General features: G+C 70.8%; 23 protein-coding genes. 14 read left to right on the top strand and 9 right to left on the bottom strand.

Features of this window, described 5'->3' with window-relative positions; genetic code table 11:
* Positions 1-31: 31 nt before the first annotated feature.
* The 4 genes from VFZ09_RS18195 to VFZ09_RS18180 are packed head-to-tail and all read left to right on the top strand — an operon-like array spanning position 32 to position 2,983.
* Positions 32-619, top strand: coding sequence for a hypothetical protein (locus VFZ09_RS18195; protein ID WP_329728860.1), 588 nt, complete (start codon positions 32-34; stop codon positions 617-619).
* A gap of 12 nt (positions 620-631) precedes the next feature.
* Positions 632-1,714 carry a hypothetical protein gene (locus VFZ09_RS18190; RefSeq protein ID WP_329728859.1) on the top strand — a complete coding sequence of 361 codons (1,083 nt, stop codon included), beginning with the start codon at positions 632-634 and terminating at the stop codon, positions 1,712-1,714.
* A gap of 25 nt (positions 1,715-1,739) precedes the next feature.
* Complete coding sequence (locus VFZ09_RS18185; protein WP_329728858.1) at positions 1,740-2,846, top strand: pyridoxal phosphate-dependent aminotransferase family protein; 1,107 nt, start codon at positions 1,740-1,742, stop codon at positions 2,844-2,846.
* Entirely contained in the window at positions 2,801-2,983 is a 183-nt protein-coding gene (locus VFZ09_RS18180) for a hypothetical protein (RefSeq protein WP_329728857.1), read from the top strand. Before VFZ09_RS18185 ends, VFZ09_RS18180 begins: the two co-directional genes overlap by 46 nt.
* A 4-nt stretch (positions 2,984-2,987) precedes the next feature.
* On the opposite strand, the gene VFZ09_RS18175 is transcribed toward VFZ09_RS18180, so the two are convergent.
* A complete protein-coding gene (locus VFZ09_RS18175; RefSeq protein WP_329728856.1) occupies positions 2,988-3,230 on the bottom strand; it encodes a hypothetical protein in 243 nt (80 codons plus the stop codon).
* 95 nt (positions 3,231-3,325) lie between these two features.
* Between VFZ09_RS18175 and VFZ09_RS18170 the strand changes: the two genes are divergently transcribed.
* Complete coding sequence (locus tag VFZ09_RS18170) at positions 3,326-5,398, top strand: neutral/alkaline ceramidase (protein ID WP_329728855.1); 2,073 nt, start codon at positions 3,326-3,328, stop codon at positions 5,396-5,398.
* A gap of 10 nt (positions 5,399-5,408) precedes the next feature.
* Here the strand turns inward: VFZ09_RS18170 and VFZ09_RS18165 are convergent, their stop codons facing one another.
* Both VFZ09_RS18165 and VFZ09_RS18160 read right to left on the bottom strand, forming a co-directional pair.
* Positions 5,409-6,131, bottom strand: a complete 723-nt coding sequence (locus VFZ09_RS18165) for a double-CXXCG motif protein (RefSeq protein WP_329728854.1) — start codon at positions 6,129-6,131, stop codon at positions 5,409-5,411.
* A 25-nt stretch (positions 6,132-6,156) separates the two neighbouring features.
* Positions 6,157-6,315, bottom strand: coding sequence for a hypothetical protein (locus tag VFZ09_RS18160; protein ID WP_329728853.1), 159 nt, complete (start codon positions 6,313-6,315; stop codon positions 6,157-6,159).
* Between the two features lie 154 nt (positions 6,316-6,469).
* Between VFZ09_RS18160 and VFZ09_RS18155 the strand changes: the two genes are divergently transcribed.
* The 4 genes from VFZ09_RS18155 to VFZ09_RS18140 all read left to right on the top strand — a co-directional run bounded on the left by VFZ09_RS18155 (position 6,470) and on the right by VFZ09_RS18140 (position 12,129).
* Positions 6,470-8,005, top strand: a complete 1,536-nt coding sequence (locus VFZ09_RS18155; protein ID WP_329728852.1) for an FAD-binding oxidoreductase — start codon at positions 6,470-6,472, stop codon at positions 8,003-8,005.
* 104 nt (positions 8,006-8,109) lie between these two features.
* A complete protein-coding gene (locus tag VFZ09_RS18150; RefSeq protein ID WP_329728851.1) occupies positions 8,110-9,060 on the top strand; it encodes a hypothetical protein in 951 nt (316 codons plus the stop codon).
* Between the two features lie 105 nt (positions 9,061-9,165).
* The gene (locus VFZ09_RS18145; protein WP_329728850.1) at positions 9,166-10,353 is read left to right on the top strand and encodes a tetratricopeptide repeat protein; all 1,188 of its coding nucleotides are present in this window, start codon (positions 9,166-9,168) and stop codon (positions 10,351-10,353) included.
* Positions 10,354-10,416: 63 nt separating this feature from the next.
* Positions 10,417-12,129: a GNAT family N-acetyltransferase gene (locus tag VFZ09_RS18140; protein ID WP_329728849.1), complete on the top strand. Its 1,713-nt coding sequence runs from the start codon at positions 10,417-10,419 to the stop codon at positions 12,127-12,129.
* 49 nt (positions 12,130-12,178) lie between these two features.
* Here the strand turns inward: VFZ09_RS18140 and VFZ09_RS18135 are convergent, their stop codons facing one another.
* From VFZ09_RS18135 to VFZ09_RS18120, 4 genes are all read right to left on the bottom strand, one after another.
* Positions 12,179-12,400 (bottom strand): hypothetical protein, encoded by a 222-nt coding sequence (locus tag VFZ09_RS18135; RefSeq protein WP_329728848.1) that lies wholly within the window; start codon positions 12,398-12,400, stop codon positions 12,179-12,181.
* A 495-nt stretch (positions 12,401-12,895) separates the two neighbouring features.
* Entirely contained in the window at positions 12,896-13,795 is a 900-nt protein-coding gene (locus VFZ09_RS18130) for a DUF2381 family protein (protein WP_329728847.1), read from the bottom strand.
* Between the two features lie 24 nt (positions 13,796-13,819).
* On the bottom strand, positions 13,820-15,478 hold the full coding sequence (locus VFZ09_RS18125) for a serine/threonine-protein kinase (protein WP_329728846.1): 1,659 nt from the start codon (positions 15,476-15,478) through the stop codon (positions 13,820-13,822).
* A 121-nt stretch (positions 15,479-15,599) separates the two neighbouring features.
* Positions 15,600-15,941 (bottom strand): hydrogenase maturation nickel metallochaperone HypA, encoded by a 342-nt coding sequence (locus VFZ09_RS18120; protein WP_329728845.1) that lies wholly within the window; start codon positions 15,939-15,941, stop codon positions 15,600-15,602.
* Between the two features lie 258 nt (positions 15,942-16,199).
* Here VFZ09_RS18120 and zwf point away from each other — a divergent pair, with 258 nt between their 5' ends.
* Genes zwf through gndA form a run of 3 tightly spaced genes read left to right on the top strand, consistent with a single transcriptional unit; the run spans position 16,200 to position 19,890 of the window.
* Positions 16,200-17,744 (top strand): glucose-6-phosphate dehydrogenase, encoded by a 1,545-nt coding sequence (gene zwf, locus VFZ09_RS18115; RefSeq protein ID WP_329728920.1) that lies wholly within the window; start codon positions 16,200-16,202, stop codon positions 17,742-17,744.
* Complete coding sequence (gene pgl / locus VFZ09_RS18110; protein ID WP_329728844.1) at positions 17,741-18,409, top strand: 6-phosphogluconolactonase; 669 nt, start codon at positions 17,741-17,743, stop codon at positions 18,407-18,409. Before zwf ends, pgl begins: the two co-directional genes overlap by 4 nt.
* A gap of 59 nt (positions 18,410-18,468) precedes the next feature.
* The gene (gene gndA / locus VFZ09_RS18105; protein ID WP_329728843.1) at positions 18,469-19,890 is read left to right on the top strand and encodes an NADP-dependent phosphogluconate dehydrogenase; all 1,422 of its coding nucleotides are present in this window, start codon (positions 18,469-18,471) and stop codon (positions 19,888-19,890) included.
* 154 nt (positions 19,891-20,044) lie between these two features.
* Here gndA and VFZ09_RS18100 read toward each other — a convergent pair whose 3' ends face one another.
* Both VFZ09_RS18100 and VFZ09_RS18095 read right to left on the bottom strand, forming a co-directional pair.
* Positions 20,045-21,349, bottom strand: a complete 1,305-nt coding sequence (locus VFZ09_RS18100; RefSeq protein ID WP_329728842.1) for an aminotransferase class V-fold PLP-dependent enzyme — start codon at positions 21,347-21,349, stop codon at positions 20,045-20,047.
* A 118-nt stretch (positions 21,350-21,467) separates the two neighbouring features.
* Positions 21,468-21,968, bottom strand: coding sequence for a hypothetical protein (locus VFZ09_RS18095; RefSeq protein WP_329728841.1), 501 nt, complete (start codon positions 21,966-21,968; stop codon positions 21,468-21,470).
* A 204-nt stretch (positions 21,969-22,172) separates the two neighbouring features.
* Here VFZ09_RS18095 and VFZ09_RS18090 point away from each other — a divergent pair, with 204 nt between their 5' ends.
* Both VFZ09_RS18090 and VFZ09_RS18085 read left to right on the top strand, forming a co-directional pair.
* Positions 22,173-22,661, top strand: a complete 489-nt coding sequence (locus VFZ09_RS18090; RefSeq protein ID WP_329728840.1) for a (2Fe-2S)-binding protein — start codon at positions 22,173-22,175, stop codon at positions 22,659-22,661.
* On the top strand, positions 22,658-24,823 hold the full coding sequence (locus tag VFZ09_RS18085; protein WP_329728839.1) for a xanthine dehydrogenase family protein molybdopterin-binding subunit: 2,166 nt from the start codon (positions 22,658-22,660) through the stop codon (positions 24,821-24,823). Before VFZ09_RS18090 ends, VFZ09_RS18085 begins: the two co-directional genes overlap by 4 nt.
* The last annotated feature ends 5 nt before the right edge of the window (positions 24,824-24,828 follow it).

The following is a 24,828-nucleotide window of genomic DNA, read 5'->3' as shown; positions in this document are numbered from 1 at the left end:
GGTGGCGCATGGCCTGACGTACGCTCGGCGCATGGTCCGCTCTCCCCTTCCGCTCGTCGCGCTCATGGGTGCCATGGGCTGCACCCAGGACGCTTCCGCCCCGGGCGAAGCGCCGGACGAGGACGGCCCGACGCTCATCCAGCGGCTGAAGGGAGAGGACACGAGCAAGGGCTCCAGCGTCCGGGGGCTGTCGCCCGAGGAGCGCGCGAGCCTCTTCCCGCGGCCCATCCCCGCCCCCGAGGGCTGGCAGGCCCGGGCGGACGCGTCCGTCGAGCCCGAGGACGCGGGAAGCGCCTCCGAGGACTACGCGGAGCAGCGCCGTCAACTCTACGCGCAGCGCATGCAGCAGTTGCAGGAGGACGCGGCGCTGCGGGACGCGGGCATCGAGAGGACACTCGAGGAGCGGGCGGCGGACGAGGCCCTGGCGATGGGCCCGGTGCCCAAGGACATCGCGGGCCAGCGCCGCCAGCAGCTCGCCAAGGAGCGGCTGGAGACGGAGCGGTTCCGCAGGTTCGGCAAGGGCGGCGGCATCAAGCGCGGTGAGATGCTCCACGTCATCCGCGACACCGACGGCGGCACCGGCACGGACGGCGGCACCCGGGCCGCGCTCAAGCAGTAGGGGGAGCGCGCCATGTCTCCCCCGAGCCCTCCGCTGCGCGTGGCCTACGACGTGGAGGCCGCCACCGTCCTCACGCGCCACAATCCGCTCCACCCGTACGCGCCGGACCTCGAGCGGCTGAAGCAGAACTCCGATGCCTTCCCGCTCGCCAGGGCGCTCACCCAGGCGGGCCGCCCGGCCACTCCGCTGGCGCTGGACGCGAACGCACTCGAGTCCCTGCACGCCCTGGCCCGAGAGCGTCCGCCGCTCGTCTTCAACCTGTGTGACACGCTCGGCGGCGAGGGCGCACCGGCACTGCTGGTGCCCACCGTGCTCGACGCGCTGGCCATTCCGTATACGGGCGCGGACGCGAAGGGTCTGGCCCTCACGAAGAGCAAGCATGCCCTCAAGGCGCTGCTGGCGAGCGAGGGCGTGCCCACGCCGCGCTTCCAGTGCATCCACGACGCGGCGGAGACGGAGGGCTTCACGCTGACGCTGGAGCCTCCCGTCGTCCTCAAGCCCTGCGGGGAGCACGCCTCCATCGGCCTGGAGGCGGCGAGCGTGGCGTGGAACGACGCCGAGGTCCGGGCGCGGGCGCGGCACCTGCTCGGCCGTTTCGGCGGCCCGGTGCTGGTGGAGGAGTACGTGGAGGGCCGCGAGTTCTACGTGTCGGTGGCGGGAGACCCGCTCCGGGCGCTGCCGGTGATGGAGCAGACCTTCGGGGACCTGCCCGAGGGCTACCTGCGGATGCGCACCTTCGACACGAAGTGGTTCACGGCGCCGGGCCTGTCCGGAGACACACCGCTGCTCGAGCGGGACGCGCGGTGGAGCAGGCCGGTGCCCCGGCGGCAACCGGCCTCACCGTGGCGCCGCCGCGAGACGGTGGAGGAGCTGTGCGTGAGGGCCTTCGGGCTCGCGGGAGGCCGGGACTGGGGCCGGGTGGAGTTCCGGCTGGAGGCGGGCGGAGTCCCCCTGCTCATTGACATCACCCCCAACTCGTACCTGGCCCCGAGCGCCCCCTGCGTGCTGGCCGCGAAGGAGGCGGGCCTGACCTACGCGGCCTTTCTCGGCCTCATCATCGACGGAGCCCTGGGCCGGGCGCGGCGTCAGGGCTGATGTCATAACGGGCCCGGAGGATTTCATGAGCGACGTCTTCGACCAGGCCATCGACCGGGTGCTGAGCCGGAAGAACCGCGAGGTGTACGAGCTGCTGCAGCGCAGTGGCCTGTACGACAACGTGGCCACGGCCATCCGGGGCCGGAAGGTGCGGGTGCGGGGGAAGTGGCTGACGGACTTCGCCTCGTGCAACTACCTGGGGCTGGACCTGAGGCCCGAGGTGATGGAGGCCATCGGCCCGGCGGTGCGCGAGTGGGGCACGCACCCCTCCTGGGCGCGCATGTGCTGCAGCCCCGAGCTGTACGAGCGGCTGGAGGCGGAGCTCGCCGCGCTGCTGGGCACGGAGGACGCGCTGGTGCTGCCCACCATCAGCCTCATTGGCATTGGCCTCATCCCGGCGCTCACGGGCAAGGGGGCGGCCATCTTCGCGGACAAGGTGGTGCACAAGGTCAACCATGACGGCTGCCGGCTGGCGCGGGACATGGGGGCCACGCTCACCAGCTTCCGCCATGAGGACCTCTCGACGCTGGAGGCGGGGCTGGCGGCGCACGCGGGCGCCACGGTGCGGCTGGTGGTGGTGGACGGGGTGCTGTCCACCACGGGGCGGTTGCCGGAGCTGGGGCGCATCCTGGAGATCGCCCGCGCGCACGACGCCATCGTCTACGTGGACGACGCGCACGGCTTCGGTGTGCTGGGAGAGAGCCCCTCGCCCGAGCACCCGTACGGCCGCAAGGGCAACGGCGTCATCCGCCACCTGGGGCTCACCTACGACAACGTCCTCTACGTGTCGGGGCTGTCCAAGGCCTACTCGTCGCTGGCGGCCTTCATCGGCTGCCCGAGGAAGCTCAAGCCCTTCCTCAAGTGCAACGTGACGAGCTACCTGGTGTGTCGGGGCCTGTGCCCACGGCCTCGCTGGCCACGGCGCTGGCCGGGCTGGAGCTCAACGCCCGCGAGGGCGACACGTGGCGCCGCACCCTCCACGAGTACACGCGCGCCATCCTCGACACCTACCGCGAGCGGGGCATTCCCACGGACAACGACACGGCGTTCCCCATCGTCAGCGCCTACGTGGGGAGCGCGGAGAACGTGGAGCGCGGCGGGCAGCTGCTCTTCGAGGAGGGCATCAACGTGACGCTGCAGGGCTACCCGCTGGTGCCGCGAGACAAGGGCGTGCTGCGTGCCACGCCCACCGTGGCCAACACCTGGGACGAGGTGGAGCAGCTCATCACCGCCGTGGGCCGCGTGCACCGGACGCTGATGGCCCGGTAACGGCTCAGTAGAAGACGCGGGTGGAGAAGATGAGCCGCACGGCGGTGTCCCCGGCGCAGTCCTCGTTCTCCCGCCGCCCGAAGAGCAGCTCCGCGCCGAACGTGACGGAGCGCACCGGCGTCACGAGCAGGTTGCCGGAGAGGCGGAAGTCACCGCCGCTGGAGCCCTCGCCGTAGAAGTCCGCGGAGATGTGGCCGATGAGCGGCCAGCGCTCGCGGGCCGGAGGCGGCTTCATTGTCGCGGACAAAACCCTCCCCTTCGACGCACCGCACCAATCGAAGAGGGCGGCAACCGGGGCAGACTCCCGCCGACAATCTCCGAATCCCAACACAGGAGCCCCCCATGCAACGACGTCTCTTCACATCCCCCCGCCTGCTGGCAGCCGTGGTGCTCGCGCTCGCCCTGGGTGCCTGCGACACGCAGTCACCGGACGAGGACTCCCTCTCCACGCGGAGCGCCGCGCTCGCCGACCCGTGCTCGGCCAACCAGAGCTTCCAGATTGGCGCGGGCATCCATGACATCACCGGCCCGGCGGCGGAGATCGGCATGATGGGCTACGCCATGGTGGACCAGAAGACGGCGGGCATCCACCAGCGCCTGCGCTCGCGCGCCTTCGTCATCGCCTCGCCCTGCAACGGCAAGCGCGCGGTGTTCGTGAGCGCGGACCTGGGCCAGGTCTTCCAGGGTGTGCGGCAGCAGGTGGTGGAGAAGCTGCGCGCCCGGTACGGCACCCTCTACACGGACGACAACGTGCTGCTGAGCGCCACGCACACGCACTCGGGGCCCGGTGGGCACTCGCACTACGCGCTCTACAACCTCACCATCCTCGGCTACGACAAGCAGGGCTTCGACGCCATCGTGGACGGCATCTTCCAGTCCATCGTCCGCGCCCACGACAACCTGGCGCCCGGCACCATCCGCGTCGCCTCCGGAGACCTGCTCGACGCGAGCATCAACCGCTCCCCCGAGGCCTACCTGCGCAACCCGGCCACCGAGCGTGCGCAGTACAGCTACGACACGGACAAGCGCATGACGCTGCTGCGGCTGCGAGGGGATGACGGGAGCGAGGTGGGCCTCATCAACTGGTTCGCCGTGCACGCCACGTCCATGGGCAACGACAACCTGCTCATCAGCGGCGACAACAAGGGCTACGCCTCCTACCTCTTCGAGAAGCTCAAGGGGACGAGCTACACCGCGCAGCGCACCTTCGTGGCGGCCTTCGCGCAGAGCAACGAGGGCGACGTGACGCCCAACATCTACGGTGGCACCAACGGCGGCGGCGCCAACGACTTCGAGAGCACGGAGCTCTCCGCGCGCAAGCAGTACAACCTGGCGAAGACGCTCTATGACACGGCCTCGGCGCCGCTGACGGGCGGGGTGGACTTCCGGCACGCGTACGTGGCGATGGACTCGGTGCAGGTGGCGCCCGCGTACACGGATGGCGTGTGGCGCACCACCTGCGAGGCGGCCATTGGCGACTCCATGCTGGCGGGCGCCGAGGACGGCCCGGGCTACGGCTACGAGGGCTCCACCTGCGAGAGCCTCGACGACGCGTGGAGCGTCTTCAACTGCGCCCTCTCCGCCACGCCGTGCCAGGGGGAGAAGCCCATCGTCCTGGAGATGGGCACCCTGACGCCCTACCCGTGGACGCCCGAGGTGCTGCCGTTGCAGGTGGTGCGGCTGGGCAACGTGGCGCTGGTGGGGCTGCCCTTCGAGCCCACCACCATGGCGGGGCGGCGGGTGCGGCAGCAGGTGCTCGCGCAGCTGTCCTCCGTGGGGGTGGACCAGGTGCTCATCGCCGGCCTGTCCAACGCCTACGCGGGCTACCTGGCCACGCGCGAGGAGTACGCGAAGCAGGACTACGAGGGCGCCTCCACGCACTTCGGCCCGTGGACGCTCGCGGCGGTGCAGCAGGAGGTGGACAAGCTGGCGGTGGCCCTGCGCACGGGCGCCACGGTAGCCACGGGCCCCACGCCGAGAGACCTGCGCAACAACCAGTCCACGGTGCAGACGGGCGTGGTGTACGACGACAAGCCGCTGCTGGTGAGCTTCGGCAGCGTGGTGACGAACGCGCTCGCCAGCTACACGCGGGGCCAGACGGTGAGCGTGAAGTTCTGGGGTGGCCACCCGAAGAACAACCTCCGCCGCCAGGGCAGCTTCCTGCAGGTGCAGCGCAAGTCGGGCACCTCGTGGGTGACGGTGGCCAACGACTGGGACTGGGAGACGAAGTACCGCTGGCAGCGCTACGACTGCGCTCCCACCTTCGGCTGCTCGCACGTCACCACCGAGTGGACGATTCCGGCGGACACGGTGCCGGGCACCTACCGCATCCGCCATGACGGCGACTGGAAGTCCGGCTGGGACGGGCTCATCCGCGCCTACAGCGGCACGTCGCGCGAGTTCACCGTGAACTGAGCCGCACGCGTCAGCGGACCTCCAGCTCCTGGAAGATCACCCCATCCAGTTCCAGGCGCCGCACCGTCTCCACGAAGCGCTCATTGGCGACGATGAGCGTCGCCCCCTGCCTCAAACGGAAGAGGTCGGGCTCCGGGGGAAGCGAGGCGGCGTCGAGGATGATGGGGTCCGGACAGGTGAGGAAGTCATTCCCGCAGGTGGGGCATGGGGGCCGGAGGTCTGGCGGCAGGCAGTCGGGGTGGAGCTGGCCATGCAGTTCCATCTGCATCTCGAGCAACGTGGGGGCATGTTTGGTGCGGAAGCGGATGCGAGTGGGGCACCCCTGCAAACCCCGCACGCCCGCTTCCCGCAAGCGCTCCAACGCCTCACGGCGCAGACACAGCGCCCAGGGCATATACAGGTCCAGCTGGCCGAAGTAGCCCACCCCGGTGCCTTCCAGGGGCCCGAACAGTGTTCCTGGCTCCAGCATCGCGTCCTTGGGGACCAACGGGCGCACCACCTCCCGCAGCCGCTTGATCTCCTCGAGTGGAACGGGCCAGGGATCGGACAGCTTCTTCAACTCGTGCGGTGGCAGGCTGGACAGGTCCACGCACGGGTATTCGAGGCCCGCCCCCGCCCCTCCGCATCTGCATGTCGGGCAGGGCTCCAGACCGGGTAACCCCAACCTGTGCGCGGCGTTCAGATAACCCGTGTAGCGCGGCGAAGGGTCTCGCTCGAGTCGATAGAACTTCATGCGTTCGTGTCTCCATCCTCGGCGGTCACGGAGCGAGGAGTTGGGGGCCTGGTGGGGAAACCGTGGCGCCCTGCTCCGCGCGCTCCCGCTCACGCACCGCGGGTGAAGCCGTGGCGCACGCGGCCAGCAGGAGCGCGGAGAGCAACAGCGACAGCAGGGAACGGAGCGGGAGGAGTCTGTTCATCCCCTGCCCTTGTATCAATGACGCGGAGACACCGCGACGCACTCGTAGCCCATGCGGCCCCTCTCGCAGCGTCTGGCATACTGGGGCACGTGAGAGCCCATCACCGGAAGCCAGGCCCCCCGCCCTCGTTCCCCTCTCCGTCCGGGAGGCGCCCATGAGCGCGCGGGAGTCCGCCCTGGCCGCATGGCGCTCCGCGCTGGGCGAAGAGCACGTCGTCACCGAGCCGGAGGCGCTCGCGGCCGCGGAGACGGCCACCTTCGCCACCACCCAGCGCATCCCCGCCATCCTCCGCCCGGCGAGCACCGCCGAGGTCCAGGCCTGTCTGCGCATCGCCCAGGAGCACCGCGTCCCCGTCTACCCGGTGAGCACCGGACGCAACTGGGGCTACGGCTCGCGCGTGCCGCCCCGGGACGGCAGCGTGTTGATGGAGCTGGGCCGGATGAACCGCATCCTCGCCCACGACGAGAAGCTCGCGTACCTCACCGTGGAGCCCGGCGTCACCTTCCGCCAGGCCCATGCGTGGCTGCGGGCCCAGGGCTCGCGGACCTTCATCACCTCCATTGGCGGCTCTCCGGACGCGAGCATGGTGGGCAACGCGCTCGAGCGCGGGGACGGGCGCGGGCCACACGCGGACATCTTCCAACACGTGTGTGCCCTGGAGGTGGTGCTTCCCACGGGCGAGCGGGTGGAGACGGGGCTGGCGCGCTTCCCGGGCGCCCGGGCCGCCCCCGTGTTCCGCTGGGGCGTGGGCCCCTCGCTGGACGGGCTCTTCAGCCAGTCCTCGCTGGGCGTGGTGACGCGCATGACGTTCTGGCTCGCGCGCAAACAGCCCTACCTGCGCGAGTTCTTCATCTCCGTGGACGAGGACGCGCAGCTCTTCGAGCGGCTGGACAGGCTCCAGGAGCTCGCGCTGGACGGCACGCTGCGCAGCAGCTTCTTCTTCTGGAACGACATCAAGGCGCTCAGCATCGCGCAGCAGTACCCGTATGCCGCCACCCGTGGGCGCACGCCCCTGCCCGCCTTCCTCCTGGACCAGTTCCGCGAGGGCTTCGGCCGCTGGGCCATCAGCGGGGCCCTCCACGCTCCGGACGTGGACATGGGCGCGGTGCTGGAGCGGAGGCTGGCCGCCGCGCTCGAGGGACTGCCGCGTCCGCTGCGCCTCTCGCCTCCCCCCGTGGACGGAGAAAGCCCCTTCCAGGGCGTCCCCACGGACATCAACCTGTCCATGACTTACTGGCGCAAGCGCACGCCCAGGCCGGACGAGCCCCACCCGGACCGGGACCGCTGCGGCTTCATCTGGTGCTCGGTGGCCCTGCCCTTCACCGGCGAGGAGGCCTGGCGCGCCGTGGCCATCGCGGACCGCCTCCCGCGCATGTTCGGCTTCGAGCCCAACCTGGCACTGCTCGCCCACTCCGCCCGCTGCCTGTACCTCGTGGTGGCCCTCGCCTTTGATCGCGACAAGCGCGGCGAGGACGAGCGCGCCCTGGCCTGCTACCGGGCGCTGGCACGCGAACTGACCACCGCCGGCTACTACCCCACCCGGCTGGGCCTCCAGTCCGCGGAGGACTCCCTGCCCACGGGGGATGACTCGCTCGCGCTCCTGCGGCGGCTGAAGCGGGCCGTTGATCCCGCCGGAATCCTGGCCCCGGGGCGCTATGTGCCCGGAATCCCTGGGGAGGACCCGGAATAGCCCCGGGAAGATCCACGGAAAATAAGTCTCCAGGAAACTTCTTTTAGGCCCCGCCGATAACCCCTTCAACGCCGCACTCGCCAGAATCCCCCGGAGCCCCCGCCATGACCTCGATCTCGCGTTCCGCTGAGTTCAACCGCTACCGCCCCGTGTCGCAGACCCGCGCCGAGCCCGGTGCGGAGCGCAATCAGGCGTACCGCGAGGTGCAGCGGGACTTCCGCGCGGACAACAACCCGCAGCGCCAGGCGGAGCTCGACGCCGCCGTCGCCAGGCAGAAGCGTGGCGAGACGCTCAACCCGCACGAGCAGGGGCTGATCGACGGCCAGCGCCGCACCACCAGCACCACGCAGACCCACAGCCCCGGCCAGACGTCCATCCAGAAGACGCTGGAGACGAGCGGCTACGAGCAGGAGCTGGTCTCCGGCAACGTGGGCAAGGAGTGGGCGGCCTTCCAGGGCTCGCACACCTCGGGTGACGTGAACGGCTCCTTCCACAACACGGTGGAGGGCCAGGCCCTCACGGCCGGCGCCAGCGCCAACGGCTCGGTGGCGTTCGACCCCGCCAACGGCAAGGTGATTGCGTCCGGCGGCGCCGAGGCCAAGGCGGACCTGGTGCGCGGCTCCGTCGAGGGCCACGTGGACAGCCCCGTGGGGAAGACCACGTGGCAGGCGCAGGGCAACGTGGGCGCCGAGGCCAGCGTGCAGGGCCAGGTGGTGGTGGATCCGCTCCACGGTGACGTGGCGGCCAACGTGGGCGGCGAGGCGTTCGCCGGGGCCCGCGCCAGCGCCGAGGTGACGCAGCAGGTCGGTCCCGCCTCCGCCACGGTGGGCGCGGAGGCCTTCGCCGGTATCGGCGCCGAGTTCGAGGCCAACGTGGGCCTGCAGGACGGCAAGCTGTCGGCCAACTTCGACGTGGGCGCCGCGCTGGGCATCGGCGGCAGCGTGGAGTTCGGCGTGGAGCTGGACGTGGGCAAGGCCGTGGACACCGTGAAGGACATCGGCGGTGGCATCAAGGACGCCGCCGAGGGCGTGAAGGACTTCGTCACCTCCTGGTAGTTCCTCGCGCTGACCGCTGTTCCCAGGGGCCTCGCTTCGGCGGGGCCCTTCGCGTTTCCAGCCCACGCTCGACAGCCCCCGGGCCCTGGGGGACACTCACCCACCATGAATCCTCTCGAGAAGCTCCTCGCGGCGGGGCAGCTGGCCCAGGCCCATGCGGAGGCGAAGAAGGTGCTCGCCCGCCAGCCGGCGAACCGGGACGCCCTCGTCGTCCTGGCCAAGCTGGCCCTGTTGCAGGGCAATCTGCCCCAGGGCGAGGAGCTCATCGCCAAGGCCGAGGCCCAGGGCCCCACCGGGGACACCCTGCTGCTGCGCGCGACGGTCGCCGCCCAGAAGGGCCAGCTGGACGTGGCCCTCAAGGCCTACCAGCAGGTGATGGCCAAGGAGCCCAAGCGCGCCGAGGCCCACTTCGGCCGCGGGATGATGCTCATCAAGCAGGACAAGGCGGAGCAGGCGCTGGAGTCGCTCGCCAAGGCCGCGCAGCTCGCTCCGGACAACTCCGTCTACCGCTACCGGCTGGGGCAGGTGCAGCTGGAGGCGGGCAAGGACGCGGAGGGGCTCGCCACGCTGCGGCAGGTGCTCTCGCAGCACCCCCGCTTCCTGCCCGCGTACCTCGGCCTGTCGCACGCGCTCGCGTCGCGGGATGATCTGCCGGGGGCCAGGCGCGTGCTGGAGCAGGGCCTCAAGGAGATTCCCCGCCACCCGCGCCTGCTCGGCTCCCTCACCGTGCTGAGCATGGCGCTGCGCGACGTGAACGCCTCGTACAAGGCGGCCTCGGCGCTGGCGGCGAGCCGGCCCAGGGACCCGGACGCGCAGGCCAACCTGGCGCAGCTCATGCTGGCGCGCGGCCAGTACCCGCAGGTGCTGCACCTGTGCCGCACCATGGACTCGCTGGGCCTGGCCACCGAGGCCCTGAAGATGGCGGAGGCCACCTGCTACGAGGCGGAGGAGCCGCCCGCGTACGACAAGGCGGTGGCGGCCTACGAGGCGGGCATGGGCCTGGCGCCGGACGGCTGGCGCGCCGCCAACAACCTCGGCCAGCTGCTGCTGCGCATGTCCGAGGAGGACGAGCCGCAACACCTCACCCGCGCCCTCACCGTGCTGGAGGAGGCCGTCCGGCGAGCCCCCCAGCAGCCCGAGCCCCAGCTCAACCTCGCCCTGGCCTTCGCGCGGGCGGGACAGCAGGCCAAGGCGCGCGAGCAGGTGAAGAAGGTGCTGGCCCTGCCCCTGCCCGAGACGGACGAGGTGCGGCAGGAGGCCGCTCGCCTGGAGCAGGCGCTGGCGAAGGCCTGACGCCCTGGGGCCTCCGGCCAGGGCACCGCCCGGGTGTAGAATCGGCCTCGACAGGAGGCCGGTATGAGGAGCGCGCTTCACGAGCGGTTCCGAACCCTGGGTGAGCACTACCGCACCGAGCGCACGAAGCAGGGCCGTCAGCGGCGCAAGGGCGCGGCGGCGGCCCCGGGTTTCGATCGCGCGGCGTTCCGGTGGCTCGGCGAGGCGGGCATGTTCCGCGGGGCCCTGGAACCCTCCATGGGGGGCGAGGGGCTGCCAGGCGCGGTGCATGCGCTCGCGGGCTTCGCGGCGGGCTCGGGAGACCTCGGGCTTGCCACCTCGCTGCTCACGCACCTCGTCTGCGTGCGGCTGCTGGCCCGGGCCGGCACGGAGGCCCAGCACGCACGGCACCTGCCCCGGCTGCTGTCCGGCGAGTGGGTGGGCGCGGTGGCCAACACCGAGCCGCGCGCGGGCACGGACATCCTCGCCCTGCGCGCGCGCGTGGTGCCCACGCCCGAGGGCCCGCAGCTGGACGCGCGCAAGTGCAGCATCACCAACGTGGGGCCGGCGGACCTGGCCATCGTCTCCGCGCGGCTGGGCGGCGTGCCTCCGGCCCACGCGGTGAACCTCTTCCTGGTGGAGACGGCGTGGCCGGGCGTGCACCTGCGCCCGGTGACGGACCTCACGGGCCTGGCCACCTCCGCCACCGGCAACCTCATCGCCCGCCGGGTGGTGCTGCCCGAGGACGCACGGCTCGGCGAGCTGGGGGACGGCGTGCGCCTGTTCCGCGCCACCTTCACCGAGGAGCGGCTGCTCACCGGCGTGCTGTACCTCGCGGCGGTGCGCCGCTGCCTGGAGCGGGGAATGGCCCACGCGCAGTCGCGCCGCACCTTCGGCGAGCCCCTGGGGCGCCACCAGTACATTCAAGAGCGGCTGGTGCGCATGCGCGTGGCCGAGGAGACGCTGGAGGCGCTGCTGGACTCGACGCTCGGCGCGCTCGCGCGGGGCGAGGACGTGTTCGGCACCCTCTCCATCATCAAGCTGCACGGCGTGGAGACGGCGGTGGACGCGGCCCAGGGCCTCATCCGCATTCTCGGGGGCAAGGGCCTGCGCCGGGGCGAGGGCGCCGAGGGGATGCTGCGCGACTTGCTGTGCCTCTCCGTCTTCGGCGGCACCGTGGAGCTGCACAAGGTGGTGCTCTACAACGAGACGGTGAAGGCGCGCGGGAGGGCCCGGCCCGCCGCGAGCGGGGACGCGTCGCTCGAGGTGCACGACACCCGGGAGCTGCCGCCCGGGCTGGAGGCGGAGCTGTGCGCGCTGGTGGCCCGCTGCTTCCCGGGAGAGGACTCGGTGCGGGGCCGCTACTACTACGACACGCGGCCGGACCTGGTGGTGACGGTGCGGCGGGGCGGAGCGCTCGCGGGCTTCCGCACCGTCACCTTCCGCGAGGTGATGCTGGGCGGCCGCATGGTGAAGGTGGCGGGCCTGGGCATCGCCGTGGCGCCCGAGCACCAGCGGCGGGGACTGGGCACGCTCCTCACCCAGCGCGTGCTGGCACTGCTCGCCGAGCGCGGCGTGGAGCTCGCCCTCGCATTCCTCCTCAACCGCGCCGCGGAGAAGCTGCTGCGCGCCTCTGGCTTCTCCCGCCTCGCCGCCCCGGTGACGTACCTCGCCCGCGACGACGGCCGGCTCGTCACCGAGTCCATGCCCGCCTATGGCCTGGCGCTCGGCGGCTCCGCGCTGCTGGAGGAAATAGAGGCCCGCGGCGGGCTGCACCTGGGCGTCGGCACCTGGTGAGCCGGACGCGGTGCGTACCCTCCGTTGCCGCGGTGCCCAGTGGAGCGTCTCAAGCCTGTCCGCCGGTCACCGGGGACGGCGGGCCGCGCCGCAGGGGATCCCACGTGTACTGCTCCGTGGGCGTCAGCTTCATGTTGGTGAAGCCATGCCGGGCCACGAAGTCCGCGAAGCGCTCGGAGACGACGATGGTGCCGGACAGACCGCGGGCGGTAAAAATGTCATCGCCATTCCAGCTGCCCTGCTCGAGAACCACCCCGTGGATGGAGTCCACTCCAGTCTCACGGCACCAGTGACAAGTGATGGGCGAGGAGCGCCGGATACGGCTGCGGTGTTCGTCTACTGCCGCACTGCCAAAGACGGGAGTGACCACGAAGTACCTGGGTGTCGTGGGTGTCTTGGGGCCACGGCGCTGCCTGCGTACTCGCAGCACTTCCACTGGATGGCAACCTCGCAAGCCAGTGAGCCCCTCCGCACGAAAGGCGTCAACCAGACGCTCGCTGATGAGGACTTCATCACCGACGCCCCTGACGAAATCGCCAGGGTCCTTTCCGTAAAGTTCCAATGTACCGCGGTAGGGTGGCAACCACGGCAGCGAGCCGATGAAGTCTCCACACTGCGGGCATCTCGATGCTTCGCCTACATTGTTGTCGCTGCTGGTGAAGTCGACGTCGTGACTCCCCCCTCTTTCATGCTTCAAAACGAAGAAGCGCGGGGATGTGGAGGATTCAATAGCCATTGGGGAACCATGCCCGTCCCGGAACCCCGTCTACGGGAAGGTGACCTTGGGCAACGTAATGGTGCGGCCCCGCTCGTCCCACAGCGTCAGCGTCAACTCACCGCGAGCCTGCGCGTAGGACGCATCCACCTCCACGATGACGGGCTTGAGCTGGCCGGGTTCGATGTCTTCGTCCTGCCGGAACTTCAACCCCTTCATCTCCACGCCCCGCGCGTCCACCAGCGAGCCTCCGGCCACCCGCCACGGCTCCGGCCCGGAGTTGAGCAGCCACACCTCCGCCGCCACGCTCTTGTTGGAACGGTAGCTGTTCCCACTCCCCCAGGAGAGTCCCCCTTCCGGCGGCCCGGGCAAGTCCAGTTTGAGCATCTGGGCCTGGACTCCGCTGCGCCCCACCGTCTTGCTCGCGATGAGGCTCCGCAGTCCCCCTGACTGCTCGAGCAGGGCCTGGGTTCGCGCCAGTGCTTCGCGCAGTTGCGCCGTCCTGGCACGCTCCTGGAGCAATTCCCGCCGGAGCGACTCCCGGGTGCGCGCGTCGCGCGACACCTCCACCTGATGCGTCGCCTGTCCCGAATGGCCCACCAGCATCAACGTGATGCCACTCGAGGCCGGTTCTCCCTCGAAGCGGACCGTGAGCCGCAACCGCTCCCCCGCGCTCATCTCCGGGGGGGGCATCACCGTGAGCAGCTTGCGGTCACGCACCACCTCCTCGAAGTGCACCTCGTCCTGCAGCTCCACGCTGGCGGGAGCGTCGAAGTGCAGGCTCGTCGTGAGCCCCGGACTGACACAGATCTCCCGGGCCGCGGCGGTGGGCTCGAGTGCCAGCTCGATGCGCTGGACGTCCTCGCAGCGGGCCACCGGGCGTGGCTCCACGACGGCGGCGCCTTGAAGGGACAGCAGTGTCAGGAGGGACCAGGGCGGGGATGGGAGCACGGAAGACGGCCTCCAGCGCGGGGACTAGCGGAAGCTGAACACGGACATGACGCGCGGATCCCACCAGATGCGCGCTTCCTTCGCCGTACTCCCCGGTTCCATCTCCCAGCCAACGCCCGAGGTGGACACCCACTCCAGGCAGACGGGCACGATCTCCCCTCCCGGCAGGAGGGCCTCGCTGAAGCGGCCATAGACCCGCCCCTTCCCGAAGATGGCCTGGCCCCGGAAGCGGGTGTGCTCCGGCAGCTTTCCCCAGGTGCCCAGCATCTCGACGGTGACCTCGCCCTCGCGGATGACGGCGATCCGGGTGCTCCAGAAGGCGGGGAAGATGGTGGGCTGCTCCTCTCCCGCGGGAATCTGGAACCGCTCGCGGGTGGCGGCGGCGCCGGGCGGGCACTCGGCCGGTGCGGGAGGCGGGCGCTGCGGCGGGCCGCTCGCACAGCCGGAGCCAGCGAGGCAGCCGGCGGCGAGCAGGGAGCGGGTCGTCTGGGATTTCTTCATGGCGGGTTCCTCGCTTCGTTTCGTCGCACGGGCGACGGACGTGGGAGTGGGTGACGCCTCGGAAGCCGCGCCCTGGCCAACGTCTCCCGTCGAGTGAGCGGACGCGACTTCCTGGCGTGGGACAGCCTGCTGAGACGGGAGAGGCAGGGTGGACGCGGGACGCTGGGTGGCCTTGGGACTCCCGGAGGCCGCCCACAGGACGCCCCCCAGCACGGCGGCGCCGAGCCCGAGCCCCACGGCCCATCGCCACCGCCGTTCCACCGGACGGGTGGGCTCGGAGCGCTTCTCCAGCGCGGGAAACAGCGGCGCGCGCCAGGAGTCATCGGCCTGGGCCGCCGCGGCCTCCAGCGCTTCCTCCAGCGCTTCCTCGAGCGCCACGGCGTCCGGGTAGCGGGCCTCGGGCGCCTTCTCCAGCATGCGCAGACACAGCGCGCCCAGCGCCGGGGGCACGCGCGGGTTGAGCACCCGCGGGGCCGGGGGCGTCTCCTCGAGGATGACGCGCACCAGGCCCGGGTTCTTCCTGTCGCCGAAGGGCAGCTCGCGCGTGAGGAGCCAGTAGAGCATCACCCCCAGCGCCCACAGGTCATCCGCCGGGCCGAAGGGATAGGGCTCGCCCTCCCACTGCTTCGCGAAGCGCAGCGCCTCGGGGCTGCGGTACTCCGGGGTGCCGGGCGGCAGCTGCATCGTCAGGCGCCGGGCGCCCTCGTACGCGGCGGCGCCGAAGTCCACCAGCACCGGCTGCCCATCCGCCTCGCGCATGACGATGTTGGCTTCCTTCACGTCCCGGTGCACCACGCCCGCGGCGTGCACGTCCGCCAGGGTGCCCGCCAGCGGCAGCAGCACCCGCTCCAGCAGCTCGAGCGCGGACGGGTTCTCCTCGCGGACCCACACGTCCAGTGGGCGGCCCTCCACCAGCTCCAGGGCCAGCACGAGGAAGCGCGGCGCGTCCTCCGGCCAGAGGCTGTAGCCCAGGAAGCTGACGACATTGGGGAACTGGGCCCGGCGCAGCGCATCCACCTCGCGCTCGCCCCGGGGGCCCATGCGCACCAGCTTCACGGCGAAGCGGCGCCCATCCCGGGAGGCCTTGAAGACGGTGCCGAAGCTGCCGGTGGCGATCTTCCCCTCGAGGGTGAAGCCGGCCACGCGCCCGCCCACCGCCCACTCCGCCATCTCATCGTGCATCCATTATCCACCTCTGCCGGTGAGGTTACCCGACCGGTGGGTGGCGGCCCCGGACGCACCGGGTAGGGCCTGTTTCACAGGACGTCTTTAGAGAAGCCGGAGGGGAAGCCCGGTGGGAAGCTCAGTCCACCTCGATGGCGGTGACGGCCAGGCCCGTCTGTCCGAGCTGCTCGCCGTCGCCGCTGCCACACACGGGGCAGCGCAGCTGGTGGTGCTCGGGGGCGTAGGTGCGGCCGCACGTGCGGCAGCGCGCCTCCACGTGGATGAGGTTCAGCAGGAGCCGGGCCCCCTCGGCGCGGGTGCCCCGGGCGTGGGTGGCGAACTGGGAGGACAGCCGCTCGGGGGACAGGGACTCCGTCTCCGCCACCCAGCCACGCACCACGCGGATGCGCGAGGCCCGGTGGAACACGGCCTGTTGGAGCACGGTCTCGAGCACCTGCCGGGCAAGGGAGGACTCATACATGGCGACACTCTCGGAGCGGAGGTCCCGAGGCCTCCGGGGGGAAGGGTCTGGAAATGTACCGTGCCAGCCCCCGCGCCCTCCCAGTCCCCCCTCCGCACAAGGGAGCCGGGCACGTCATCCGGCCAACGGTTGCCCCTCCCCCATCCGGCACCGGACGGCGGGCCCGGCCGGCTGGGAGGGGGCATGTGACGAAGGATTGATGCACCCGCGAGGAGCCGAGCGCATATGTTCCCCCGCATCCGCGTTCCGGAGGGCGACATGGACGAGCAGGGCGTACACATCGAGACCCATCCCCGCGAGGGAGATCCACTGCTGCGAGCGGGCAGGCCGGACCCCTGCCTCATGGTGCTCTTCGGAGCCACGGGAGACCTGGCGCAGCGCAAGCTCTTCCCGGCGCTCTTCGAGCTGGCGCGGCAGGGGAACCTGCCCGACCAGTTCGCGGTGGTGGCCTTCAGCCGCTCGGAGCACAACCTGGAGCAGTTCCGCGCGCAGGTGAAGGAGGGGCTGAAGAAGTTCGCCCGCACGCAGCCGCTGGACGAGGCCACGTGGGAGCGGCTCGCCTCGAAGCTGGAGATGATGACGGGGGCCTATGACGACCCGGCCTCCTACCAGCGCCTGCGCGAGCACCTGGACCGCATCGCCGAGCGCTTCGGGACGCAGGGCAACCAGCTCTACTACCTGGCCACGCCGGCCTCCACGTTCCCCGCGCTGCTGGAGGGCCTGTCCGGCTCCGGGCTGTTGTACCGGGAGAACGCCGAGGTGAAGCGGCCCTGGAGGCGGCTCGTCATCGAGAAGCCCTTCGGCAGGGACCTGGCCACGGCGAAGGAGCTCAACCGGGCGCTGGCGGCGGTGCTGGACGAGAAGCAGATCTTCCGCATCGACCATTACCTGGGCAAGGAGACGGTGCAGAACATCCTCGTCTTCCGCTTCGCCAACGCCATCTTCGAGCCGCTGTGGAACCGGCAGCACATCGACCACGTGGAGATAACGGCGGCGGAGAAGATTGGGGTGGAGGGGCGGGGGCGCTTCTACGACGAGACGGGCGTCATCCGGGACATGGTGCAGAACCACCTGTTGCAGGTGCTGGCGCTGTGCGCGATGGAGCCGCCGGTGTCGTTCGCGGCGGAGGACATCCGGGACGAGAAGAACAAGGTGTTCCGCGCGCTGCGGCCCATGGTGGGCAGCGAGGTGCAGAAGTACGTGGTGCAGGGGCAGTACCGGGGCTACCGGGAGGAGCAGGGGGTGGCCAAGGACTCGAGGACGCCCACGTACGTGGCGCTGAAGACATACGTGGACACGTGGCGTTGGCAGGGGGTGCCCTTCTACGTGCGCGCGGGCAAGAGCCTGAGCAAGCGGGTGACGGAGGTGTCCATCCACTACAAGTCCGTGCCGCACTGCCTCTTCAACACGAGCGACACGTGCCAGCGGTTGCAGCCCAACGTGCTCACGCTGCGCATCCAGCCGCGCGAGGGGATTGCGTTGAGCTTCGAGTCGAAGGTGCCGGGCGAGGACATCAACATCGCCGGAGTCACCATGGACTTCGACTACTCCAACAGCTTCCACAAGCCGGTGCCGGAGGCGTACGAGCGGCTGATGTTGGACTGCATGCGGGGCAACACGACGCTCTTCGCGCGGCAGGACAGCGTGGAGCAGGCGTGGGGGTGGGTGACGCCCATCATCGAGTCGTTGGACTCGGGCAAGGGCGGGGAGCTGCACACGTACGAGCCGGGGAGCGCGGGGCCGGACGCGGCGTCGGCGCTGCTGGGGCGGGACGGGCGGCGGTGGATGGAGCTGAAGGGATGAGGCCGGCGCCCATCGTGGTGGAGAAGGAGGAGCTGGGGAGGGCGGGGGCGGACTGGGTGGCGCGGCAGCTGGTGGAGGCGGTGGCGGGAGGGCAGCGGGCGAGCCTCGCGCTGTCGGGCGGGAGCACGCCGGGGCCGGTGTACCGGGAGCTGGCGAAGCGGGACGTGCCGTGGGAGCGGGTGGACTTCTACTTCGTGGACGAGCGCTTCGTGCCGCCGGACCACCCGGAGAGCAACTACCTGCTGGCGGAGGAGGCGCTCTTCAAGCCGCTGGGGGTGCCGCCGCATCAAATCTTCCGGATGCAGGGAGAGCGGGCGGACCGGGAGCAGGCGGCGCGCGACTACGCACAGCGGTTGCCGCCGGTGCTGGACGTGGTGGTGCTGGGGATGGGGGAGGACGGGCACACGGCGTCGCTCTTCCCGGGGCACGAGGCGTTGAAGGAGACGGAGCAGCGGGTGCTGGCGGTGGTGGGCCCCAAGCCGCCGCCGTGGAGGATGACGCTGACGCTGCCGGTGCTGCGCTCGGCGAGGAAGGTGTTGGGGCTGGTGAGTGGGGCGGGCAAGCAGGACATGGTGCGCCGGGTGCTGGCGGGCGAGGACCTGCCGGCGGCGAAGGTGGAGCACGCGCAGTGGATGATGGACCGGGGAGCGGCGGGCCAGGAGTAACAGTTCGAGAATCCAGGGTTGGACGCCGTGAGCGCACGGCGGGCACAGGAGTCAACGCAATGACCACAGCACACGCGCAGTTCGGAGTGGCGGGGATGGGAGTGATGGGGCAGAGCCTGGCGCTCAACGTGGCGGACCACGGGTACCGGGTGGCGGTGTGGGACCGGCATCCCGAGCGCTTCGACGAGTTGCGCACGAAGGGAGCGCCCGAGAGCCTGAAGGGCCACGCGAGGCTGGAGGACTTCGTGGCGGGGCTGGAGAGGCCGCGCCGCATCATGCTGATGGTGACGGCGGGGGCGGCGGTGGACTCGATGATGGAGAAGCTGGAGCCGCTGCTGCAGCCGGGGGACGTGGTGTTGGACTGTGGCAACTCCTGGTTCCACGACACGCGCAAGCGCGAGGAGGCGTGGAAGGCGAAGGGGCTGCACTTCATGGGGGTGGGGGTGTCGGGCGGAGAGGAGGGAGCGAGGTACGGCCCGTCGATCATGCCGGGAGGCCCGGCCGAGGCGTACGCGCTGGTGCGCCCGGTGCTGGAGGCGATCGCGGCGAAGAGCGAGGCGGGGATGTGCGTCACGCACGTGGGCCCGGATGGAGCGGGGCACTTCGTGAAGATGGTGCACAACGGCATCGAGTACGCGGACATGCAGCTGCTGGCGGAGACGTACGACCTCCTACGCCGGGGGCTGGGACTCCCGGCGGAGCAGCTGGCGGACCTCTTCGCGAAGTGGAACGAGGGCATCGCCGAGTCCTTCCTGTTGGAGACGACGGTCAAGGTGCTGCGCAAGAAGGATGGGGAGACGGGCAAGCCGCTGGTGGACCTGGTGTTGGACAAGGCGGGCCAGAAGGGCACGGGGAAGTGGACGGTGCAGGTGTCGCTGGACCTGGGGGTGCCGGTGCCGTCGATCGCGGGGGCGCTGGACGCGCGCAACCTGTCCTCGATGAAGGACGAGCGCGTGGCGGCGAGCCGCGTGCTGCCGGGCCCGCGGGGCGAGGGCCTGTCGGCGGAGGAGAAGACGAACCTGGCGGCGTGGGTGCATGACGCGCTGTACGCGGCGAGGGTGGTGACGTACGCGCAGGGGATGCGGCTCATCCAGGCGGCGTCGAACGAGTACAAGTGGAACGTGTCGTTGGCGGAGATGGCGCGCATCTGGCGGGCGGGGTGCATCATCCGCGCGAAGCTGCTCACGCCGTTGCGCGAGGCCTTCGAGAAGAAGCCGGACCTGTCGAACCTGATGCTGGCGGACAGCCTGGCGCCGGTGTTGGGGAAGATGGCGCCGGCGTGGAGGCGCACGGTGGGGGTAGCGGCGCGGCTGGGAATCCCGGCGCCGGTGTTCAGCGCGAGCCTGGCGTACTTCGACAGCTACCGGAGCGCGGAGCTGCCGCAGAACCTGACGCAGGCGCAGCGCGACGCCTTCGGAGCACACACCTACCAGCGCCGGGACAAGCCCGAAGCGGGCTTCGTCCACTCGGACTGGAGCTGAAGCCAAGCGCCCCCAATCCTCCCACTTCGCCCCATTCCCCTCGCCCTCCGGGAGAGGGACGGGGTGAGGGTGCCACGGACCCCGGGTTGAGCCCATGACGCCGCACCTCGTGGCCAATCCGGTGTTCTCGCATCAATAACGCCCGCCCGGCCACTCACGCCATGGAGCGGATGGCGGCGAGCGTCTTCTCCACCTCGTCCACGGTGTTCTGGATGCCGAAGGACACGCGCGCGAAGGGCACGGCGTAGGGCGTGGTGGAGGCGAGAATCCTGTTCCGTTCCGCGAGCCGCTGCACCACCTGCTGCGACGTCATTCCCTTCACGTCGAAGCAGACCATGCCGGAGGAGAGCTCCTTCGAGCGAGGCGTGTACAGGGTGACGTGAGGCATCTTCGCCAGGCCCTCGCGCATCTGCGCATTCAACGCATGGATGCGCTCGGTGATGCGAGCGGGGCCGATGGCCCGATGGAACTCGAAGGCGGTGGGAACGGCCCAGTAGTGCTCGAACGCCTGGAATCCGCCGGGGGAGAACCAGGTGGCGCGAGCGGGCATATCGGGGGGCTTTTCACCGGCCCAGGCGAAGAACAGCTCGGCGGACGAGGTGCTGGGCATGAGGGGCCGCATGACGGACCACACCTCGGGGCGGGCCCAGACGAAGCCGGTGCCGCGCGGGCCGAAGATCCACTTGTGCGTCCCCGCCGAGAACGCATCCATCCCCATGGCCACGATGTCCGGCGACTCCACGCCCAGACCATGGACCCCATCGACGACGAAGAAGACGCGGCGCTCCGGGGAGCGCTCACGGTTCACCACCGCGAGGGCCTCGGCGATGCGCCGGAGCGGCAGCTTGAGCCCGCTGCTCGAGTGCACCCACGTCACGCCCACCACGCGGGTCTCCGGGCGGATGGCCTTGCACAGACGCTCGACCATGCCGTCGGCGGAAATACGGTCGTACGCGTCGAAGAGCGGGACCTTGCGCCATGTCGCGCCACTGCGCTCGGCCGCGAGGCGGATGGCCTCGTGGTGCACGAAGTGGTCATGGGTGGTGGTGAGAATCTCATCTCCGGGCTTCAGGGGCAGGCCCTGGTAGATGACGGCGAGGCCGGTGGTGGTGTTCTGCGTCAGCGCGATGTCATCCGCGCTCCCGCCGATGTACGAGGCAATGGCCTTGCACACCTGGGTGGGGACGTACTCCTCGGGCCCGCCGAACACCAGCCGCTCCACGGTCTGGAGCGGGTTGGCCTCGAGCTGCTGGCGGTAGGTGGCGATGGCCTCGCGCACGGGGCGCGGATGCGAGGCGAGGAAGAAGAGACCCAGGTGGATGTAATCCGGGTCGAGGTCGAACTGCTTCCGCACGGCGCCCCAGTCCTTCGAATGGAAGGGGGCGGCCTTCGGCATCGGAACAGCACCCGCCCCCGTGGCGAGCGCACTGGTGAGGAGGAAACGGCGCCGGCTCAGCATGCACGCAACTCCTTCCAAAAATTGTCATGCAAAGCCTAACGGCGGATGCGCGGATATTCCATACGCGTTTCTCACATTCCCTGAGGTTGCGAGTGTTTCAATGGCAGTGGGCCCTCGTTCACCGGGACTCGGGGGATTTCGCGATCCGCCGCCCACGGAGCCACGCCTTGGCGGGCCACAGCCCCAGCAGCAACACGGGCAACCAGCTCGGAACGCCCACCCAGAATGCCCCTGCCTTCACCACGGACGGCACCGGGACGAGGGGCCGCGGGTGCTCCTCGCGGATGAACCAGAAGCCCACCCGGTTCCACGAGGAGCGCGGCTGCGGCCTGCGCGGCGCACGGAAGAAGGCGCCTCCCAGGTCGAAGGCATCCAGGGGCTCCGAGGCCGGCAGCCAGAACGACTCGCCCCCCAGCCAGAAGGAGCCATCCCCCGGCCAGCGGAGCCGATGATGTGCCCGCTTCACGGCGCCTTCCTGGTCCCGGTCCGTGTCGAGTCCGAACGAGGTGTAGAAGCCGTAGCTGAACGGCCACATCACCAGGAAGGCCAGACACGGCAGCCACGCGGCTCCACGACGGAGCCCGGCCAGGAAACGAGCGGAGGTCGCTGTCTTCTTCATGCGGAGCGTCATGCTGAAGGGCTCCGGCGGCGTTCATCAACACGCAAAAGAAGCACACTCCACGGAATGCGCACCCGGGGTAGCGGCGAGCGTGGGGGCAGGCGGAGGGATGCGAACCCGAAGCGCCCGCCCTCGCGCTGGGTTATCTTCTGCTCCCCCCTGGCAGAGGGAGCAGAACCCCCTGCCCGCCCCCCCGGAAAACACATGAAGCTCACCATCAACGACCGGGAGTACGAGGTTCCCGACCAGAACCCCCACCGCGTGCTGCTGTGGGTTCTTCGGGACGAGCTGGGACTGGTCGGCACCCGCTTCGGCTGTGGTGCCGGCATCTGTGGTGCGTGCACCGTCCATGTGAATGGCGTGGCCACCCGGGCGTGCCTCACTCCCGCGTCCACGCTGACGGGCGCGCGCATCCGCACCGTGGAGGGCCTGTCCACCCCGGGGCCGGATGGCCAGCCCCGGCTGCACCCCGTGCAGCGGGCGTTCCTCGACGCGCAGGTGGCCCAGTGCGGCTGGTGCATGAGCGGGCAGATGATGAGCGCCGCCGCCCTGCTGGAGCACAACCCGAGCCCCACGCCCGAACAGGTGGTGGAGGCCATGCAGAACAACTACTGCCGCTGTGGCACCTACTGCCGCATCAAGAAGGCCGTGCTCTCGGCGGCGCAGCAGCTGGCGCAGGAGACGAAGCCATGAGTGACGCGGTGGCTACGAAGAAGGGCTGGCGCCCGTCGCGCCGGCAGTTCCTGTTGGGCCTCGGCGTGGGAGGCGTGGGGGCGCTCGCCCTGGGCCTGCCCGCCATCCGCCTGGGCGTGGCTCGCGCCTTCGACAAGGGCTTCACGCCCTCCGGGGACTCGCTGGACCCCACGGTCTGGTTCGAGGTGCTTCCGGACGATCGCGTGCGCCTGCACCTGCCCAAGGTGGAGATGGGCCAGGGCATCCACACCGCGCTGGCGCAGATCGCCGCCGAGGAGCTGGAGGTCCCCTGGGAGCGGATGGAGGCGGTGCACGCCACCACCACACATGGGCCGGTGGACAACCGGGGCACCTCGGGGAGCATGACGGTGGTGGGCCTGTACCAGCCCCTGCGCGAGGCGGCCGCCACGCTGCGGGAGATGCTGCGCGCCGAGGCCGCTCGTCAGCTGGGCGTGCCGGCCAGCTCAGTCGTAGCCGCGGCGGGGACGCTGAGCGTGAGGGAGCAGCCCGGGAAGACGCTGCGCTACGGCGAGGTGGTGGCGAAGCACACGGGCACGTGGGAAGTGCCCGAGCAGCCCCCCGCGCTCAAGCCGGCGAAGGACTTCCAGGTCATTGGCAAGCCGATGCCGCGCGTGGACCTGGAGGCCAAGCTCACCGGGCAGGGCGTGTATGGCTATGACCAGCGGCTGCCCGGCATGCTGTACGGGGCCACGGCCCGGCCGCCGCGGCTGGGGAGCACGCTGCGCGCCGCGCGCGAGGGCAAGGCGCGCCAGCAGCCCGGCGTGGTGGAGGTGCTGATTGGGAGCGACTTCGCCTCGGTGGCCGCCGAGTCCCGCGAGCAGGCCCACGCGGCCCTGGCGCACCTGGAGCTGGAGTGGACCCGGGGCGAGTCGCTCCAGCAGGCGGACGTGGACGCGCGGACGACGGTGAAGGACGGAGCGGGCGTGCTCGTCCAGGACGAGGGCGACGTGCCGGAGCACCTGGGACGCGGCAAGCAGCTGAGCGCCGAGTACCGCACGCCGCTGGCGGCGCACGCGCACCTGGAGCCGCAGGCCGCGCTGGTGGAGGTGAAGCCGGAGCGGGTGCGGGTGTGGATGGCCACCCAGTCACCCGGGAGCATCCGCAAGCAGGTGGCGAAGGCGTTGGAGCGGGACGAGGAGAGCGTCGAGCTCGTGCCCATGTACCTGGGAGGTGGCTTCGGCCGGCGCCTGGACGCCCATGCCGCCATCGAGGCCGCGCGGCTCTCGCGGGCCACGGGCCGGCCGGTGCACGTGGGGTGGACGCGCGCCGAGGAGTTCCGCCATGGCTTCTTCCGCCCGCCCACGCACCATGTGCTGAAGGCCTCGCTGGAGGAGTCCGGCCGCGTGCTGGCCTTCGAGCACCAGCAGGCCAGTGGTGACGTGCTCTTCTCGCTGATCCCCGAGGCCGCGGGCGTGGTGCTGGGAGCGGACCCGGGCTCCTGGCGCGGGGCCACCATCCGCTACGCCGCCATGCCCCACCGCCGGACACGGGCCCAGCGCGTGCGGCTGCCCGTGCCCACCGCCACCTGGCGGGGCCTGGGCCTGCTGGCCAACACCTTCGCGCTCGAGGGCTTCATGGACGAGCTCGCCCATGCCGCGGGAGAGGATCCGCTGGCCTTCCGGCTGAAGCACCTCGGCGACGACGAGCTGGGGCGCCGGTTCCGCCGGGTATTGGAGGCCGCGGCGAAGCAGGCCGGCTGGGGCACGCCCGCTCCCGAGGGCCGGGCGCGCGGCCTCGCGTGCTCCGTGGACATGAACACCGTGGTGGCCCAGGTGGCCGAGGTCTCCGTGGACAACGGCCGGCCGCGCGTGCACCGCGTCACCTGTGCCGTGGACTGCGGGCTCGTCATCAACCCGGACGGCGCCACCGCCCAGGTGGAGGGCGGCATCATGATGGCCCTGAGCTCCACCCTGTCCGAGCGGATTACGCTCGAGGACGGGCGGGTGGAGGCGGAGAACTTCTACGACTACCCGCTGCTGACGATGAGGGACGCGCCGGACATCGACACGCTGCTGGTGGGCGACGGGGACAAGCCGCTGGGCATGGGCGAGCCGCCCATGGGCCCGGTGGCCGCCGCCGTGGCCAACGCCCTCTTCACGCTCACCGGGAAGCGCTTGCGGACCCTGCCCCTGAAGCTCTAAGGCGG

The sequence above is a fragment of the Archangium sp. genome, from assembly GCF_036277355.1.
Taxonomy (GTDB): Bacteria; Myxococcota; Myxococcia; order Myxococcales; family Myxococcaceae; genus Archangium.
The sequence above is the reverse complement of the archived record's forward strand: the minus strand, read 5'-3'. Positions and strand labels throughout refer to the sequence as shown.

What these genes read in the sequence shown, in the direction of transcription:
- pgl (WP_329728844.1), top strand. Translation starts at nt 17,741, where the DNA reads ATGAGGCCGGCGCCCATCGTGGTGGAGAAGGAGGAGCTGGGGAGGGCG.
- VFZ09_RS18085 (WP_329728839.1), top strand. Translation starts at nt 22,658, where the DNA reads ATGAGTGACGCGGTGGCTACGAAGAAGGGCTGGCGCCCGTCGCGCCGG.
- VFZ09_RS18170 (WP_329728855.1), top strand. Translation starts at nt 3,326, where the DNA reads ATGCAACGACGTCTCTTCACATCCCCCCGCCTGCTGGCAGCCGTGGTG.
- VFZ09_RS18155 (WP_329728852.1), top strand. Translation starts at nt 6,470, where the DNA reads ATGAGCGCGCGGGAGTCCGCCCTGGCCGCATGGCGCTCCGCGCTGGGC.
- VFZ09_RS18145 (WP_329728850.1), top strand. Translation starts at nt 9,166, where the DNA reads ATGAATCCTCTCGAGAAGCTCCTCGCGGCGGGGCAGCTGGCCCAGGCC.
- VFZ09_RS18100 (WP_329728842.1), bottom strand. Translation starts at nt 21,349, where the DNA reads ATGCTGAGCCGGCGCCGTTTCCTCCTCACCAGTGCGCTCGCCACGGGG.
- VFZ09_RS18120 (WP_329728845.1), bottom strand. Translation starts at nt 15,941, where the DNA reads ATGTATGAGTCCTCCCTTGCCCGGCAGGTGCTCGAGACCGTGCTCCAA.
- VFZ09_RS18165 (WP_329728854.1), bottom strand. Translation starts at nt 6,131, where the DNA reads ATGAAGTTCTATCGACTCGAGCGAGACCCTTCGCCGCGCTACACGGGT.
- VFZ09_RS18125 (WP_329728846.1), bottom strand. Translation starts at nt 15,478, where the DNA reads ATGCACGATGAGATGGCGGAGTGGGCGGTGGGCGGGCGCGTGGCCGGC.
- VFZ09_RS18140 (WP_329728849.1), top strand. Translation starts at nt 10,417, where the DNA reads ATGAGGAGCGCGCTTCACGAGCGGTTCCGAACCCTGGGTGAGCACTAC.
- VFZ09_RS18095 (WP_329728841.1), bottom strand. Translation starts at nt 21,968, where the DNA reads ATGAAGAAGACAGCGACCTCCGCTCGTTTCCTGGCCGGGCTCCGTCGT.
- gndA (WP_329728843.1), top strand. Translation starts at nt 18,469, where the DNA reads ATGACCACAGCACACGCGCAGTTCGGAGTGGCGGGGATGGGAGTGATG.
- VFZ09_RS18190 (WP_329728859.1), top strand. Translation starts at nt 632, where the DNA reads ATGTCTCCCCCGAGCCCTCCGCTGCGCGTGGCCTACGACGTGGAGGCC.
- VFZ09_RS18150 (WP_329728851.1), top strand. Translation starts at nt 8,110, where the DNA reads ATGACCTCGATCTCGCGTTCCGCTGAGTTCAACCGCTACCGCCCCGTG.
- VFZ09_RS18195 (WP_329728860.1), top strand. Translation starts at nt 32, where the DNA reads ATGGTCCGCTCTCCCCTTCCGCTCGTCGCGCTCATGGGTGCCATGGGC.
- VFZ09_RS18090 (WP_329728840.1), top strand. Translation starts at nt 22,173, where the DNA reads ATGAAGCTCACCATCAACGACCGGGAGTACGAGGTTCCCGACCAGAAC.
- zwf (WP_329728920.1), top strand. Translation starts at nt 16,200, where the DNA reads ATGGACGAGCAGGGCGTACACATCGAGACCCATCCCCGCGAGGGAGAT.
- VFZ09_RS18160 (WP_329728853.1), bottom strand. Translation starts at nt 6,315, where the DNA reads ATGAACAGACTCCTCCCGCTCCGTTCCCTGCTGTCGCTGTTGCTCTCC.
- VFZ09_RS18185 (WP_329728858.1), top strand. Translation starts at nt 1,740, where the DNA reads ATGAGCGACGTCTTCGACCAGGCCATCGACCGGGTGCTGAGCCGGAAG.